Origin of the sequence: Bradyrhizobium canariense (genome assembly GCF_900105125.1) — a bacterium.
GTDB lineage: Bacteria > Pseudomonadota > Alphaproteobacteria > Rhizobiales > Xanthobacteraceae > Bradyrhizobium > Bradyrhizobium canariense_A.
On record NZ_LT629750.1, the window covers coordinates 403,322 to 419,659 of the forward strand.

Below are 16,338 nucleotides of genomic sequence, written 5' to 3' on the forward strand. Positions count from 1 at the left end.
CCATGAGCGCGCAGGAGGCGCGGCTCGTCCGCAATACGGCTCTCACTGTGCTGGCGCTGGTGATGGTGCGGCTGGTGGCGGCGGCCTTTACGCCGATCACCTTTGACGAAGCCTATTACTGGATGTGGTCAAAGCATCTGGCGAGCGGCTATTACGATCACCCGCCGATGGTCGCATTGGTGATCCGTCTGGGCACCATGATCGCGGGCGATACTGAGCTCGGCGTGCGGCTGGTATCGATCCTGCTGGCGCTGCCGATGAGCTGGGCGCTGTATCGCGCAACCGCGATTCTGTTCGGCAGCCCGCGCGCTGCTGCAACCGCGACCATCCTGCTCAACATTACCTTGATGGCGGCGATCGGCACCATGATCGTCACGCCGGACGCGCCGCTGCTGGTGGCGTCCAGCTTTGTGGTGTTTTTTCTCGCGAAGGTGCTGGAAACCGGGCGTGGCGCGTGGTGGCTTGGTGTCGGCGTCGCGGTCGGTGCGGCACTGCTGTCGAAATACACCGCCTTGTTCTTTGGTCTCGCGATCCTGATCTGGCTGGTCGCCGTGCCGAAGCTGCGGCACTGGCTGATGTCGCCCTGGCCTTATGTCGGCGGCCTCGTTGCGTTCGCGATCTTTTCACCAGTCATCCTCTGGAATGCCGATCATCAATGGGTCTCCTTCATCAAGCAGATCGGCCGCGCCCGGATCGAGGATTTGAGGCCGGCTTTTATCGCCGAATTGGTTCCGACCCAGATTGCGTTTGCAACGCCGCTGGTCTGGATTCTCGGCGCGATGGGGCTCTATGCCTTGTTTCGCCGCAACAGCGGCGCGCTGGGCGCGCGCGTGCTGATCAATGCGATGTTCTGGACCATTGCGCTGTATTTCGTCTGGCATTCGCTGCACGCCCGCGTCGAGGCCAACTGGTTCGCGCCGGTCTATCCCGCCTTTGCGATCGCGGCGGCGGTCGCCGCGCATCTCACGCGATGGCAGCCGCGCCAGCAGCGTCTGGTTGATTTCTGCCTGCGCTGGGCCTCGCCATCCGGCATCGTGATCTTTGCGCTGCTGATCGTGCAGGCCAATACCGGCATCTTGTCGGGCTATCGCCGCGACGCCACCGTGCGCAGCGTGGGCGTCGGCTGGCGCCAGCTTGCAGACGAGATCGAAGCGGTTCGTGTGCGCGTCGGCGCTGCCTGTGTATTGGCGCCGGACTACGGCACTACCAGCTGGCTCGTTTTCTATCTGCCCAAGGGCACCTGCGTCGTGCAGCCGACGCAGCGTATTCGCTGGGTCAACATGCCGGAGCCCGATCCGGCGCTGCTGGCCGGCAAGCTGTTATACGTCGACGAGGTGCGCAGCGTCGGCAATCCGTATCTCGACAAGACCTTCGCGCGGATCGAGCGGGTGGCGGAACTGCCGCGCAAGCGCGGGGCGCTCACGATCGAAACCTACGGGCTTGATTTGCTCGAAGGCGCCAAGGGCGATGTGCTCGACCGTTCCCCGCCGCCGGAACTGGAGTAGGGCGCGCCGTAAGGAGTGAGCGCGCCGTGCCGGTCCACTCCCGGTGTCATCGTCCGCGAAAGCGGACGATCCAGTAGGCCGCGGCCTCTCGTTTCTATCGCCGATGCCTTGGAATACTGGATCACCCGCTTCCGCGGATGATGACGACGAATATGGCGACAGCGCCTCCAAGATATTTCCGCGCACCGTCGGATGGCGACAGGAATCAAACGAGATCGCAATCAGGCATTTCTGGGGCGGTGAGATGAATCGTGCTTCATCCGATCCCGAGCAGCATCGGCGCGCTGATTTGATGCCGATCTGGACTATTCTCGACGCAACGCTGGAAGGGCGCGGCACAAACGGGTCCGAAGCTGAATTGCTGAACCTGTTAAGTGATCTGCGCAAATTGTCCCATGGCGGAACAAAAATTAACCATGCCTAACAACCGCCTAGACTTAATCCGCATTTAACTAAAAGTCGCCTTAATGACGCTCCGCGCCTCTGCGAAATGCTCCAACGGAACTTTTTTCATGGTGGCATTTCGCGCGCAGGTTGGCGTTCGAATGTGCCGCTGTGCAGATCGAACTCAGTCTGGAAGGGGAAAAAGGTGGAACCAGTCTGGATGCAAGGCGAATGAATACGAGTACGAGTGCGTGTTATGACTTTGCGGCCCACAACTCCAGAAATTTTCCCAGGAGAGCGAGTGCTTCTCGCAACTTCCTGGGTAGCGCCGCAATCGCGTGCCTTGTCATCGGATGCGCGTGGACGGTTTATACCAACATTCTCGGGGCCGGCGTTTATCCGTCCGTGAGCGGCGGCAGTGATTTCGATGTCGCTGTCGTCAAGCGGGCGCCTGCTGCTGCTCGCCGCGTGATCGCTGCGGCCGACAGCTCGGTAGCGGTTGAATCAGCGCGAACCGCATCCGCGCCCGCAACGGCTTCGCCGGGCCCGTCATTCTCGTTCGAAGACCGTTTTGCCGCGGCAGCCCCGCAATCCGTCGCGCCGTCGCCACGTCAGCCGGATCGCCAGGTCGCGGCACTTGCGCCTGCACCTGAGCGTCAGGTCGCCGCCATCGTGCCGACGCCGACGCAGCGGCCTGCTGAATCCCGATCTGAAAAACATTCGGGCGCTTCCGTGCGCGATATGGCGCAGCAGCGCGCCAAGGCGGCCGCGATATCGGTCGCCTCTGCCGAGAAGCCCGAGAAGCCGCCGACGATTTTCGAGCGACTGTTCGGCAAATTCCAATCGTCGGGATCGGCACTGGCCTACGCCTCGGCGGATGTCAACAGCACGTCCTCGCTTGGACCGAGCCAGAACATCGGAACGGCCGGCACGATGCCGCTTTATGATCGCCAGACCGCGGTCTACGACATCTCCGCGCACATGGTCTATTTGCCTGATGGCACCAAGCTCGAAGCGCATTCGGGACTCGGCTCCGCGCTCGACGATCCCAACTCCGCGAAGGTCAGAATGCGTGGCGTCACGCCGCCGCATCTGTATGATTTGAAGCCGCGCGAGGCGCTGTTTCACGGCGTCCCGGCGCTGCGGCTCACTCCCGTCGGCGGCGATGAAGCGATCTACGGACGATCAGGCCTGCTCGCGCATACCTTCATGCTGGGGCCAAACGGCGATTCCAACGGCTGCGTCTCGTTCAGGGACTACAACCGGTTCCTGCAGGCTTACAGGAGCGGCGAGGTCAAGCGGCTCGCCGTGGTGGCGCACCTCTAGTCAGCGCGTGGCGCGCCAAGAGCGCGCTCCCGAATGACGAGCGAGTATATCAAACAAAAACCCCGGCGTTGCGCCGGGGTTTTTGCATTCGCGCCGACGTGGTTTGTGCTAGTTTGTCATCATGGATATTTCGACCGCACCTCGAACAATGCGATCCACCCGCTATGTCGCAGCCTGATTTTCAACCGACCTTGATCGGTCCGACCACCCTCATAAGACCGGTGTCGGCAGGCGACTGGCCGGAGTTGTTCGCTGCGGGCTCCGATCCGGAAATCTGGAAGGTGCATCCGCGTTCCAACCGCTACACCGAGCCGGTATTCAGGGAATATTTCGACAGCGCGGTTGCATCGAAAATGGCGTTTGTATTTGTTGATCGTTCGACAAACCGGCTGATCGGCTCAAGCCGCTACTATGGTTATGACGCTGAACGTAGCGAAATCGAGATCGGCTGGACGTTCATTGTCCGCAGCCATTGGGGCGGACAAACCAATCGCGAAGTCAAACGCCTGATGCTCGATCACGCATTTACGTTCGTCGATACGGTCGTCTTCTGGGTGGGAGAGGAGAACTGGCGCTCTCAGGGTGCGATGACCAAGATCGGTGGTGTGAGGCGCAGCGAGCTTTTCACCCGCGAGCTATCCGGTGCGACGCCGCACTTCATATTCGAGATCGGCAAGAGCCAGTATCAGCAAAGTTGACCGGGCGTTGATCGCGTGACGTTTTGAAGACAACGCGCCCCCCCCCCCCCAAAGAAACCCCGGCATCGCTGCCGGGGTTTTGCGTTCCTCAATAGCGCCAGAGAGATTGCACTTAGCCTTGGGCTGGTTAAGTTGGCCGGGCCCTCGCCGGGTCAGGAAATTTGATGACGATAACGCAAGACACAGGCTCCCCATCGCCATGGATCAGCATATGGCTAAGCCCGCGCCGGACAATTGATCATATTCTTGCAACAAGTCCTCGGCAGTTCGTCTGGTTGCTCGCAGCTCTGGGCGCGATAGCCGGTTTCTATTCCCAGTTTCTTAGCCTGGGCTTCCTGGACCAATTGGTGGGCTGGCGCCTTTGGCTCGGCTTTGTTGTCTGCAGCGCGATTATCGGCATTTTTTTCCTTTATCTGAATACGCTGATTTTGCGCTGCACGGGTAGGCTTATAGGCGGTCGAGCCTCCACGATCGTATTCAGATGCAACAAGGGCTGCTCTACATCAACGGCACCGCCGTGAAACACGAACGGTTGCAGGATTTCGTCGGCGATGGTGCTTGTGGGGGCGATGCTATCGCCAGAGTGAAGCATTGGCGAGAAACGCTACCCAACGGCGTGACGTACGAGACGCTCGATTGCACCGAAAGCGGTTATTACGATAACACCCAAGTCTATACGGTTCCACCAGGTTACTTCTTCACGCTAGGCGATAATCGCGATAACTCGACCGATAGCCGCATGCTTTCGGTGGTGGGCTATATTCCGCTCGAGAACGTGATCGGTCGCGTAGGGCTGATCTATTTCTCGCTGGTTCCGGGCTCGAGCGGGCGCGCTCTAAGCGTCCGCTCCGAGCGTCTGGGCTTGATGATCCGCTAGGTATTCGACCTGCGAAGCATCGAACAATCCGGCCAAACAAAAACCCCGGCATCGCTGCCGGGGTTTTGCATTCTTGTAACCGCTTGAAGCGAACTGGACTTAGAAGTCCATGCCGCCCATGCCGCCGCCCGGAGGCATGCCGCCAGCGCCGCCGCCGGCGTTCTTCTTCGGCAGTTCGGCCACCATGGCTTCGGTGGTGATCAGCAGAGCCGCAACCGAAGCCGCGTTCTGGATCGCCGCACGGACCACCTTGGTCGGGTCGATGATGCCCTTCTTGACCAGATCGCCATATTCGCCGGTCTGCGAGTCGAAGCCGTAATTGTACGACTTGTTCTCGAGAACCTTGCCGACGATGACGGAACCATCTTCACCCGCGTTGATCGCGATCTGGCGGGCCGGCGCGGACAGCGCCTTGCGCACGATCTCGACGCCGGTCTTTTGGTCGTCGTTCTTGGTGCGCAGGCCCTTGAGCTGCTCGGAAGCACGGAGCAGGGCGACGCCGCCGCCCGGAACGATGCCTTCCTCGACGGCTGCGCGGGTTGCATGCATCGCGTCATCAACGCGATCCTTGCGCTCCTTCACTTCGACTTCGGTCGCACCGCCGACGCGGATCACCGCGACGCCGCCTGCGAGCTTGGCCAGACGCTCCTGCAGCTTCTCACGGTCGTAGTCCGAGGTGGTTTCCTCGATCTGCGCCTTGATCTGCGTAACGCGTGCTTCGATGTCGGCCTTCTTGCCGGCGCCATTGACGATGGTGGTGTTTTCCTTGTCGATCATCACCTTCTTGGCGCGACCGAGCATCTGCAGCGTGACGTTCTCCATCTTGATGCCGAGATCTTCCGAGATCGCCTGACCGCCGGTCAGCACCGCGATGTCCTGCAGCATGGCCTTGCGGCGATCGCCGAAGCCCGGAGCCTTGACGGCCGCAACCTTCAGACCACCGCGCAGACGGTTGACGACCAGCGTGGCCAAAGCCTCGCCTTCGACGTCTTCCGCGACGATGACAAGCGGCTTGCCGGTCTGCACCACGGCTTCCAAAAGCGGAAGCAGTTCGTTCAGGTTGGAGAGCTTCTTCTCGTTGATCAGGATATAGGCGTCGTCGAATTCAACGCGCATCTTGTCGGCGTTGGTGACGAAGTAGGGCGAGATGTAGCCGCGGTCGAACTGCATGCCTTCGACGACGTCGAGTTCGGTCTCGAGCGACTTGGCTTCCTCAACCGTGATGACGCCCTCGTTGCCGACCTTCTTCATGGCGTCGGAGAGGAACTTGCCGATTTCGGCGTCGCCGTTGGCGGAGATGGTGCCGACCTGGGCGATTTCCTCGTTCGAGGTGACCTTCTTGGAGTTCTTGACGAGGTCGGCGACGACGGCTTCCACCGCCATGTCGATACCGCGCTTCAGATCCATCGGGTTCATGCCGGCGGCAACCGACTTGGCGCCTTCACGAACGATCGCAGCCGCCAGAACGGTCGCGGTGGTGGTGCCGTCGCCGGCAGCGTCAGCCGACTTGGAGGCGACTTCGCGCACCATCTGTGCGCCCATGTTCTCGAACTTGTCGTCGAGCTCGATTTCCTTGGCGACGGTGACGCCGTCCTTGGTGATGCGGGGAGCGCCGAACGACTTGTCGAGCACAACGTTGCGGCCCTTGGGGCCGAGCGTCACCTTGACGGCGTTGGCCAGAATATCGACACCGCGCAGCATGCGGTCGCGCGCGTCGACGCCGAATTTGACTTCTTTAGCTGACATATTTTGTTTCCTTGAAAGGGGGGAGGGAAAAGGCGCTTAAGCGGCCTTCTTCTTGGCGGCGGGCTCGTCGAGCACACCCATGATGTCGCTTTCCTTCATGATCAACAGCTCCTGGCCGTCGATCTTGACCTCGGTGCCAGACCATTTGCCGAACAGAACGCGGTCGCCGACCTTGAGGTCGATCGGGATCAGCTTGCCAGCTTCGTCGCGGCCACCCGGGCCGACGGCGGTAACTTCGCCCTGCGAGGGCTTTTCCTTGGCACTGTCCGGAATGATGATGCCGCCTGCGGACTTCTCTTCGGCGTCGATGCGCTTGACCACGACGCGGTCGTGAAGCGGACGGAATTTCATGCAGTCCTCCTAAGCTTTTGAAGTTGCTATTGAGTTTTATGGATTAGCAGTCCACGCCGGCGAGTGCCAGCGTGCGCGTTCTGGACATAATGGAAGGCTGTGCGGGGGACAAGGGCTTCTAGCAGAAAAATTGGCACTCGAAAGTGACGCCTGCCAATTTTATCCGGCATCGTTAACGCTGCGCGCCGCCCCATTAGCACCTGCGGTAAGCTGCTGCTAACGCAAGAAATTTCAACAATTCATTAAACATTTAGGCTTGTGATGGGTTGGTATCGTGCGTCACATTTCTCTCATGTGAGCGCATCTCCACCGGGTGGCTCCCGGCCATCCCTTGAAAATGCGCTCCAGCAATGGAGGTTGGCATGGTCTCGCGGGTTGGGGTTTCCGAAGACTTCCGGAAACAGGTGCTGGGTTATGGGCTGACGACAGCGCAAATACTTTATCGAATGCCCGATCATCCCTCGCTGTTACAAACCTATGTCTGGCAGAACTACGATTTGTTTCCGAAATTTCCGGCGCTGAAAGATTTTCTCGCCTTCTGGGAGGAGAAACTCGAAGGGCCGTTGTTCTCGGTCACCGTCGCGCATTCCAAGCTGATCAAGCCGGCTGAGCTTCGCGCCGTCGACGGCGTGTTCCGGCTGCATTAGGCGAATCTCGTAGGGTGGGCAAAGGCGCCTTGCGCCGTGTCCACCGTAGCGGTCGCAACGGAAATCCGCGACGTGTAGGTGGGCTCGCTATCGCTTAGCCCACCCTACGAGCGACAGATGTGCTAACCTTTCCGGATAACGGAAAGGGAGAGCGTCGATGGCCAAAAAGAAGCCCGCTAAAAAACAGCCCACCAGGAAGCCGACTGCGCGGGCTGCGGCCCGCACCGCCGCACGGAAAAAATCGCCGGCACGCAAAGTTGCCGCCAAATCCTCGGCGCGAAAGCCGCTCAAGAGCAAGGGGCGCACGCCAGCGCCGGTCAAGCGTACGCGTCCGAAGCAGCGCATCGCCATCAGCCATCATCGCGATGAGGATTTCAAAGCCGACGGCCTGCGCACATACGCGCATTATCGCGATCTCGGTGTTGCCGCCGCGAGTAACGGTCTCGTCCAGGCGCATGTGATCCGGCTGATCGGACCGTGCAATCCGGCGGAAGTCTCGAAACTGCATTTCCATGACGTCGACTTTCAGATGGTCTACGTGCTGAAGGGCTGGGTGAAGACCTACATGGAAGGGCAGGGCGAAACCTTGATGCAGCAGGGCAGTGCCTGGACCCAACCGCCGAAGATCAAGCACCTGATCATGGATTATTCAGATGACGTCGAGTTGCTGGAAGTGATCCTGCCCGCGGAGTTTAAGACAGTCGAGCTTTCGATGTGATGGAGTCGTCATTCCGGGGCGACGCATAGCGTCCGAACCCGGAATCCCAAGCCATAACTTCCGGATTCCGGGTTCGCGCTTCGCGCGCCCCGGAATGACGTTCATGTGTCAGCTTAACATCCCCACGATTGCGCCGATCAGGCAGGTCGTCAGCGTGCCCGAGACGATCGATTTCAGCCCGAGTGAATTGATGTCGTCGCGGCGTTCCGGCGCCATGGTGCCGAGCCCGCCGATCATGATGCCGAGGCTGCCGAAATTGGCAAAGCCGCACATCGCATAGAGCATGATCAGCCGCGAGCGCGGATCGAGCGCGTCCGGGCCGAGTTTTGAGAGATCGACATAGGCGATCAATTCGTTGAGCACGGTCTTGGTGCCCATCAGGCTTCCTGCCGTGATCGCCTGCGGCCAGGGCAGGCCCATCAGCCAGCACACCGGCGCCATGGCGTAGCCGAGCAGCCGCTGCAGCGAAATCGCCGCGCCGCCGAGATCGGGCAACAGCCCGAGGATGGCGTTGACAAGATGAACCAGCGCCACCAGCACGATCAGCATCGCGACGATGTTGAGCAGGAGTTCGAGCCCGGCCGTGGTGCCCTTGACGATCGCATCCATGGTGCTGGAGACGTGCATGTCGGGGTCTTCAAGCGCGCCGCCGGTACGCTTGTCCGACGTTTCCGGCACCATGATCAGGCTGACCAGGATCGCGGCAGGCGCGCCCAGCACGGAGGCGATGACGAAATGCGCCGCCGCATCGGGGATCAGCGGCGCCAACAATGTTGCGTAGAGCACGAGCACGGTGCCGGCGATTCCCGCCATGCCGCCGGTCATTACCAGGAATAATTCGCTGCGCGTCAGTTGCGCCAGATAGGGGCGGATGAACAACGGCGCTTCCACCATGCCGAGAAAGATGTTGGCGGCGGTCGAAAGCCCGACCGCGCCGCCAACGCCGAGCGTGCGCTCCAACAGCCACGCCATGCCGCGAACGACCGGCGGCAGCACGCGCCAGTAAAACAACAGCGTGGTGAGCGCGCTCATGATCAGCACGACGGGCAGCGCCTGGAACGCCAGGATGAAATCGGCGCCGGGCGCTTTCAGGTCGAACGGCAGCGCGCCGCCGCCGAGATAACCGAACACGAAGGAGGTGCCGGCGCGCGAGGCCGCGGCAATGGCGCCGACGGCATCGTTGATCGCCCCGAAGGCGCGCGTCACGAATGGCAGCTTGATCAGCACGATCGCGGTCAGGATCGTCACGACGAGTCCTATCGCCGTCTGCTTTGGCGATACCGCCCGGCGGTTCTCGCCGAATGCCCATGCGATCGCGAGCAATGCGATGACGCCGAACGCCGATTGCAGTTGAAGCATGAATCCCCCGAGGCCCAGCGATTATGACAGCGGCCCGCTTTGAAGCGCAATGCCGCATGCGCGGGGCAGTCGGGCCATTGACATCAGGCCCGTGGTCAGTCACGGCACGACCAGCAAGGAAGTGGGGCGGCGACCGCCCGCACATCGGAAAAATGCAGGAACCCACCGAAAATGTCTTCCACGATGCCAGTGGGCGCTGGCACTTTGCTCAAGCAAGGGTCCCTGGTTTTCTTCCTGCTCTCGCGAAGCCTTTCGCGTTTCTCCAGCCAGATCGGGGCGGTGGCGATCGGCTGGCAGGTCTACGATCTCACCGGCAGTGCGTTCGATCTGGGCATGGTCGGGCTGGTGCAGTTTCTCCCGACCGCGCTATTGGTCTTCGTCGCGGGCCATGCGGCGGACCGTTACGAGCGCAAGCGCGTGGTGCAGATCTGCCAATTGGCCGAGGCCGTGACGGCGCTGTTCCTCGCCTGGGGCGCCTATGCGGGCTGGCTCAGCGTGGTCCACATCTTTATCGCCACCGCCGTGCTTGGGACGACCGGGGCGTTCGAAAGTCCGGCGACAGCGGCGCTGCTGCCGCTGATCGCGCCACGGGGCTCGCTGCAGCGCGCCACCGCGCTGTCGAGCGGCGCCAATCAGATCGCGACGATCACCGGACCCGCGCTCGGTGGTCTCGCCTATGCCCTCTCGCCCGGTCTGCCCTATGGCATCATGGTGGCGTTCTGGCTGATGGGGATGATATTCACCGGCGCTATCCGTCTGATGCAACCGGTCGCACCGAGGGATTCCGCGACGCCGGGCGATCTGTTCGCGGGCGTCAGGTTCATCCGGAATAATCCCGCGATCCTGGGCACGATCTCGCTGGATCTGTTCGCGGTGCTGTTTGGCGGCGTGACAGCGCTGCTGCCGATCTACGCGCACGACGTCTTGCAGACCGGACCGTTGGGCCTCGGAATCCTGCGCGCGGCGCCCGCGGTCGGTGCGCTGGTGATGACCGCGATCCTGGCGCGCCATACCATCAACCGCCATGTCGGATTGAGTATGTTTCAGGCCGTCATCGTGTTCGGGGCGGCGACGACGGCGTTCGCCATGTCCCACTGGATGTGGCTTTCGATCGTGGCGCTGGCGATCCTGGGAGCGGCCGACACCGTCAGCGTGGTGATCCGCTTTTCACTGGTGCAGCTCGCCACGCCTGACGACATGCGCGGCCGGGTCGGCGCCGTGAACTTCCTGTTCATCAACGCGTCCAATCAGCTCGGTCAGTTCGAAAGCGGCGTCACCGCGGCGCTGCTCGGCGCCATGCCGGCGGCGGTGCTGGGCGGCGTCGCAACGGTCGCGATCGCGCTATTGTGGATGAAGCTGTTTCCAACGCTGCGCAATGTGGAGCGGCTGGAATAGGGTGGGAGACGCAAATCGATCGTCATTGCGAGCGAAGCGAAGCAATCCAGAGCGGCAAACAAGGACTGGATTGCTTCGTCGCTCGCACTCCTCGCAATGACGGTTATACGCGGTTCAATCCTAACCCCGTCCGACGAACGGCATCTTGCTGGCCATCACAGTCATGAACAGCACGTTGGCGTCGAGCGGCAGGTTCGCCATGTAGGCGACGGCATCGCCGACCGCTTTCGCGTCCATGCGCGGCTCCGGCATCTTGCGGCCGTCGGGCTGCAACACGCCATCGACCATGCGATCGGTCATCGGGGTTGCGGCATTGCCGATGTCGATCTGCCCGACTGCGATGTCGTAGGCGCGGCCGTCAAGATTGGTCGCCTTGGTGAGGCCAGTGATGGCGTGCTTGGTCGAGGTGTAGGCCGAGGAGAACGGCCGCGGCGCATGCGCTGATATCGAGCCGTTGTTGATGATGCGGCCGCCGCGCGGGGTCTGGTCCTTCATGATCCGGAACGCGTGCTGCGTGCACAGAAACGGCGCGGTGAGGTTGGTTGCGACCACGGCCTGCCACTGCGCGAGGCTCAGATCCTCAAACGGCATCGCCGGCGCGCCCATGCCGGCATTGTTGAAGAGAACATCGAGCCGGCCATAGGAATCCATCACCTTGGCGAACAGCGCCGCGATCGATCCGGGGTCGGCCATATCAGAGGAAACCGCAAGGCTCTTGCCGATATTCTCGCCGAGCTTCTTGGTTTCTTCGAGCTTGTCCAGCCGCCGTCCGGCGAGCACCACCGTGAAGCCCGCGCCCATCAGCGCCAGCGATGCCGCGCGTCCGACACCGGTGCCTGCGCCGGTCACGACTGCGATCTTGTTTTTTGCTTCTGCCATTTGTTTCCTGCCTTCTTTAGGTTTTTGGCTGTGTTTCTGTCTTGTAGGGTGGTCTCGGAATATTCCGATGCGCCGCGCGCAGCGCCGCCGACCAGCGCGAGCGCAGGTCGTGGAAATAGGGCTCGCCGGCCTCGATGCGGTGGTTGAGATCGGCTTCGCAGGCGTCGGTGCGGACCACCAGTACATCGATCGGCAGGCCGACGCCAAGGTTGGAGCGCATCGTCGAGTCCATCGAGATCAGGCTGGTCTTGAGCGCTTCGTATAATTCGACGTCATAATGCATCGCGCGATCCAGCACCGGCTTGCCGTATTTATGCTCGCCGATCTGCAAATAGGGCGTATCGGTGGTGCATTCGATGAAGTTGCCGGCGGTGTAGACCATGAATAGCCGCATCCGCGAGCCCTTGATCTGGCCGCCGAACAGAAACGACACATCGAAGCTGACGTCCTCCGACCTCAAGGCGTCGCCTTCGGTCGCATGCACGCTGCGGATCGCGCGGCCGATACGCTGCGCCGCCTGGAACATGGTCGGCGCATTCATCAGGGTTTCGATGTCGCCGGTGACCGGGTCTTCAAGTCCCTCGGTCAGGGTCGACAGCACCGACTGGCTGATCGCGAGATTGCCGGCGCTGGCAATCGCCATGATGCGCTCGCCGGGCTTGCTGAAGATATGGAGCTTGCGGAAGGTCGAGACATTGTCGAGACCGGCATTGGTCCTTGTGTCCGCGATCATGACCAGCCCGTCCCGAACCAGCACTCCGCAGCAATAGGTCATTCCGGCTCCCCGAACGCATGATACGCCGCGGAATTACTAGCCAATTTCGAGGGGGTCTCCAACCCTATTCGGGCACTTCTGCCGGGCGTCTGGGAATTGGGTCAGGGCCAATGACTTCCGGTCATCGCAAGCCAACGGGTCGCGCGAATGCGCGCTCGATGACAGGCTCCGCGAAGCAATCCAGCGCCGCGCGGCCCCACAGCGCTGCTTCGTCGTTAACGTTCCTCGCAATGGCGTCGTTTTCACGATTGCGATTGCCACTGCCCCTGCCGCCCGGCCTGATCGACCTTGACCGTCACGGTCAGGGTCTCGGTGCCGCCGCCGTAGCGCGTGCCGCGCACCGGCGCTGCGCCGAGATAATCGAGGCCGATGGCGACGCGGGCATGGGCGTCGGTGGTGCAGATGCCGTTGGCCGGATCGAAGCCGATCCAGCCGAGATCCGGCACGAACGCCTCCGCCCAGGCATGACCGGCCTGCTGATTGACCATTCCGTCGGAGCGCAGGAAATGTCCGGATACAAAGCGGGCGGGAATGTTGCCGTTGCGCGCGCAGGCAATGAAGATATGCGCATAGTCTTGGCAGACCCCGCGCTTTAGGCCAAAAGCTTCCGCCGCCGATGTGCCGCTATTGGTGGGATCCTCGTCGAAGGTCATGTGCTCGTTGATCTGCACCATCAGGGCATGGAGGAATCCAAGCACGTCGCCGTCTGCTTCCGCGCGGAGTTCGCGGACGAAATTCGCCATCGCCGGATTGACCTCGGTCAACGGTGTCGAGCGCAGGAACAGGCTCGGCGGGAAGCGCTCGTCGCTGCCCCTGAGCACGCCACCGGTGTCATGGGTCTCGATCAGGCCCTCGACATTGATGGTGAGATCGGCGATCGGCCCGTGGGTCAGCACGTGCGTTACGTTGCCAAAGGCGTCGTGATGCATGTCGAGACGCGAATCGGCGGAGACGTCGATCTGCCAGTCGGCGACGTACTGCCCGTCATGGCTGCCGGGCGTCATGCGCAGGATCTGGATCACGCCCGAAGCCGGCGGTTCGTAGCGATAGGTGGTGGAATGAGCGATGCGCAGGCGCATGACTTACCAAGGCAGAGCTAGAGTTCAATTAGACAAAGATCGTCTTGCCCGGCTTTATGCCGGGCGTCCACGTCTTACCTTACCTTTTTAAAGTAAGGCGTGGATGGCCGGGACGTCTAGCGCGAAGACGCGCTTCGCGCTTTTGCCCGGCCATGACGGTATTTGACGTCTCTCATCTCAAATCCGTCAGATCAAGTACTGCTTGGTGACGATTTCGCCAAGCCGTGAATTATCCGCAATGAATTCCTGGATGAATTCATGCACGCCATGCTGGAAGATATCGTCCATATGGCTGTGTTCCAGCCGATTGCGGACGCCGCGGGCGTGACGCTGCGAGGGGCCCTGACGGCCATAGGCGACGCCGATCTGGTCGAGATTGCGCACCAGATTGCCGTAGCAGCTGGCCAGCGAACGCGGCAGCGTATCGTTGAGGATCAACAGATCCGCGATCAGCCACGGTTTGAGGGTTTCGCGATAGACCCAGTGATAGGCGGTCAGCGCCGAAACCGAGCGCAGGATCGAGGTCCATTGATAAAAATCCAGGGGACCGCCGACATGTTCCTCCTCGGGCAGCAGCATATGATACTTCACGTCGAGGATCCGCGCGGTGTTGTCGGCGCGTTCCAGATGCACCCCTAGCCGTGAAAACCAGTAGGCATCGTTGCGCAGCATGGTCCGGTACGCCGAGCCGTCGAAGCGCAGCGAGGTTTCCTGCACAAAGCGCAGGAACTTCGCCAGTTCCTCGCGGTTCTTCGTGCCTTTGCCCCAGACCTCCTGAAGTTCCAGCCAGGCGCCGTTGATGGTGTCCCACATTTCGCCGGTCAGTGCCGTGCGCACCGAGCGGGAATTGAGCCGCGCGTTCTCGATGCAGTTCCTGATCGAGGACGGGTTGTCGGTCGAGAACGCCAGATATTCCACGACGCTATTTTCGTCGGCGCTGGCGTGGCCATCATAGAAGCTCGCGCTGACACCGGCGGTGAGCAGTGCCGAATCCCACTCATTGGTTTGGCCGATATAGGCGGCGGGAAGCGCGGTGACGCGCAAGGTGGCGTCGATGGTCCGCGCGAGATATTCCGCGCGTTCGACATAGCGGGCCAGCCAGTACAGGTTTTCGGCGGTTCGCGACAGCATGCGGGTATCTTGCTCTCTACTCGTCCAATATTGGGCTATTCGTCCAGTATCCAGGTGTCCTTGGTGCCGCCGCCCTGGCTTGAATTCACCACCAGCGAGCCTTCCTTCAGCGCCACGCGGGTCAGTCCGCCCGGAACGATGGTGACGCGATCCCTTCCGGTGAGAACGAACGGCCTGAGGTCGACGTGACGCGGGGCAAGGCCGGAGGCGGTGCAGGTCGGACAGGTCGACAGCGCGAGCGTCGGCTGGGCGATAAAACCTTCCGGCTCGCGCTTGAGCTTGTCGCGGAACGCTTCGATCGTCGCTTTGGTGGCGGCAGGCCCGATCAGCATGCCGTAACCGCCGGAGCCGTGAACCTCCTTCACCACCAATTCGTCGAGATTATCGAGAACGTAGGCGAGATCCTTTGGCTCGCGGCAGCGCCAGGTCGGCACGTTCTTCAGGATCGGTTCTTCGCCGAGATAGAACTTCACGATGTCGGGCATATACGAATAGACCGCCTTGTCGTCGGCGATGCCGGTGCCGACTGCGTTGGCCAGCGTAATATTGCCGGCCGCATACGCCGACATCAGCCCGGGCACGCCGAGCGCGGAATCCGGGCGGAAGGTGAGGGGATCGAGGAAATCGTCATCGACCCGGCGGTAGATGACGTCGACGCGTTTCAGGCCTTCGGTGGTGCGCATGAACACCTCATCGTTCTTGACGATGAGATCGCGGCCTTCGACCAGTTCGATGCCGAGCTTGTCGGCGAGAAATGAATGCTCGTAATAGGCGGAATTGTAGACGCCGGGAGTCATCAGCGCCACCGTCGGCTCGGCCGAGGCGCTGTGCGGGGCGACCGAGCGCAGCGCTGACAGCAATTCGTCGGGATATCGCTCCACCGGCGCCACACGGTGGCGGGCGAACAGGTCCGGAAACAGCCGCATCATGATTTCGCGGTTTTCCAGCATGTAGGACACGCCGGACGGCGTGCGCGCATTGTCCTCCAGCACGATGAAGTTTTCCGCATCGACCCGGACGATGTCGATCCCGGCGATGTGGACGTAGACGTCGTGCGGCACGTCCTGGCCGTTCATCTCCGGGCGGAACACCGGATTCTGGAAGATCAGGTCATCGGGGATGATCTCGGCGCGCAGAATGTCGCGGCTGTGATAGATGTCGCGCAGGAACATGTTCAGCGCGCGGACCCGCTGCTTCAGCCCCTTTTCCAGCAGGGTCCATTCCTTGGCCGAAATGATCCGCGGGATCACGTCGAAGGGAATCAGCCGCTCCTGGGCTTCGGCGTCGCCATAGACGGCAAAGGTGATGCCGATCCGGCGGAACAGGAGCTCCGCTTCCTGACGGCGATATTCCAGGGCGTCCGGCGGCGTATCCTTCAGCCAGCGGGCGAGCTCCTGATAGGCGGGGCGAAGGTCTCCGCCCGGCCCATTCATTTCATCGAACGCAACAGCCATGTACCCTGATTGCT

15 protein-coding genes and 1 pseudogene are annotated in these 16,338 nt (G+C 61.5%); 8 read left to right on the forward strand and 8 right to left on the reverse strand.

Annotated features, from left to right (window positions below; translation table 11 throughout):
• The first annotated feature begins 2 nt into the window (after nt 1–2).
• The 5 genes and pseudogenes from BLV09_RS01905 to lepB all read left to right on the forward strand — a co-directional run.
• Entirely contained in the window at nt 3–1,505 is a 1,503-nt protein-coding gene (locus BLV09_RS01905) for a glycosyltransferase family 39 protein (RefSeq protein WP_146686126.1), read from the forward strand.
• A gap of 244 nt (nt 1,506–1,749) precedes the next feature.
• Nucleotides 1,750–1,929 (forward strand): hypothetical protein, encoded by a 180-nt coding sequence (locus BLV09_RS37805; protein WP_433994374.1) that lies wholly within the window; start codon nt 1,750–1,752, stop codon nt 1,927–1,929.
• 365 nt (nt 1,930–2,294) lie between these two features.
• Nucleotides 2,295–3,215, forward strand: coding sequence for a DUF2778 domain-containing protein (locus BLV09_RS01915; RefSeq protein WP_244548940.1), 921 nt, complete (start codon nt 2,295–2,297; stop codon nt 3,213–3,215).
• Between the two features lie 164 nt (nt 3,216–3,379).
• Nucleotides 3,380–3,913 (forward strand): GNAT family N-acetyltransferase, encoded by a 534-nt coding sequence (locus tag BLV09_RS01920; RefSeq protein ID WP_146686128.1) that lies wholly within the window; start codon nt 3,380–3,382, stop codon nt 3,911–3,913.
• 469 nt (nt 3,914–4,382) lie between these two features.
• Nucleotides 4,383–4,790 (forward strand): annotated as a pseudogene (gene lepB, locus BLV09_RS01925) (signal peptidase I); the annotation flags it as partial.
• 99 nt (nt 4,791–4,889) lie between these two features.
• Here lepB and groL read toward each other — a convergent pair.
• Nucleotides 4,890–6,536 (reverse strand): chaperonin GroEL, encoded by a 1,647-nt coding sequence (groL, locus tag BLV09_RS01930; RefSeq protein WP_100382654.1) that lies wholly within the window; start codon nt 6,534–6,536, stop codon nt 4,890–4,892.
• 36 nt (nt 6,537–6,572) lie between these two features.
• Nucleotides 6,573–6,887 (reverse strand): co-chaperone GroES, encoded by a 315-nt coding sequence (locus BLV09_RS01935; RefSeq protein ID WP_100382653.1) that lies wholly within the window; start codon nt 6,885–6,887, stop codon nt 6,573–6,575.
• Nucleotides 6,888–7,249: 362 nt separating this feature from the next.
• On the opposite strand from BLV09_RS01935, the gene BLV09_RS01940 reads away from it, so the two are divergent.
• Nucleotides 7,250–7,534 carry an usg protein gene (locus BLV09_RS01940; protein ID WP_146686130.1) on the forward strand — a complete coding sequence of 95 codons (285 nt, stop codon included), beginning with the start codon at nt 7,250–7,252 and terminating at the stop codon, nt 7,532–7,534.
• Nucleotides 7,535–7,691: 157 nt separating this feature from the next.
• The gene (locus tag BLV09_RS01945) at nt 7,692–8,252 is read left to right on the forward strand and encodes a cupin domain-containing protein (RefSeq protein WP_146686131.1); all 561 of its coding nucleotides are present in this window, start codon (nt 7,692–7,694) and stop codon (nt 8,250–8,252) included.
• Nucleotides 8,253–8,360: 108 nt separating this feature from the next.
• Here the strand turns inward: BLV09_RS01945 and BLV09_RS01950 are convergent, their stop codons facing one another.
• Nucleotides 8,361–9,611, reverse strand: a complete 1,251-nt coding sequence (locus tag BLV09_RS01950) for a NupC/NupG family nucleoside CNT transporter (protein ID WP_146686132.1) — start codon at nt 9,609–9,611, stop codon at nt 8,361–8,363.
• Nucleotides 9,612–9,782: 171 nt separating this feature from the next.
• On the opposite strand from BLV09_RS01950, the gene BLV09_RS01955 reads away from it, so the two are divergent.
• On the forward strand, nt 9,783–11,006 hold the full coding sequence (locus tag BLV09_RS01955) for an MFS transporter (RefSeq protein WP_146686133.1): 1,224 nt from the start codon (nt 9,783–9,785) through the stop codon (nt 11,004–11,006).
• Between the two features lie 120 nt (nt 11,007–11,126).
• On the opposite strand, the gene BLV09_RS01960 is transcribed toward BLV09_RS01955, so the two are convergent.
• The 5 genes from BLV09_RS01960 to BLV09_RS01980 form a co-directional block, all read right to left on the reverse strand.
• Nucleotides 11,127–11,885, reverse strand: coding sequence for an SDR family oxidoreductase (locus BLV09_RS01960; RefSeq protein ID WP_100382649.1), 759 nt, complete (start codon nt 11,883–11,885; stop codon nt 11,127–11,129).
• Nucleotides 11,886–11,901: 16 nt separating this feature from the next.
• The gene (locus tag BLV09_RS01965; RefSeq protein ID WP_100382648.1) at nt 11,902–12,660 is read right to left on the reverse strand and encodes a peptidase; all 759 of its coding nucleotides are present in this window, start codon (nt 12,658–12,660) and stop codon (nt 11,902–11,904) included.
• 242 nt (nt 12,661–12,902) lie between these two features.
• Nucleotides 12,903–13,739: a transglutaminase family protein gene (locus BLV09_RS01970; protein ID WP_146686134.1), complete on the reverse strand. Its 837-nt coding sequence runs from the start codon at nt 13,737–13,739 to the stop codon at nt 12,903–12,905.
• A gap of 186 nt (nt 13,740–13,925) precedes the next feature.
• Nucleotides 13,926–14,870 (reverse strand): alpha-E domain-containing protein, encoded by a 945-nt coding sequence (locus BLV09_RS01975; RefSeq protein ID WP_100382646.1) that lies wholly within the window; start codon nt 14,868–14,870, stop codon nt 13,926–13,928.
• Nucleotides 14,871–14,905: 35 nt separating this feature from the next.
• The gene (locus BLV09_RS01980) at nt 14,906–16,324 is read right to left on the reverse strand and encodes a circularly permuted type 2 ATP-grasp protein (protein ID WP_146686135.1); all 1,419 of its coding nucleotides are present in this window, start codon (nt 16,322–16,324) and stop codon (nt 14,906–14,908) included.
• Nucleotides 16,325–16,338: the final 14 nt, after the last annotated feature.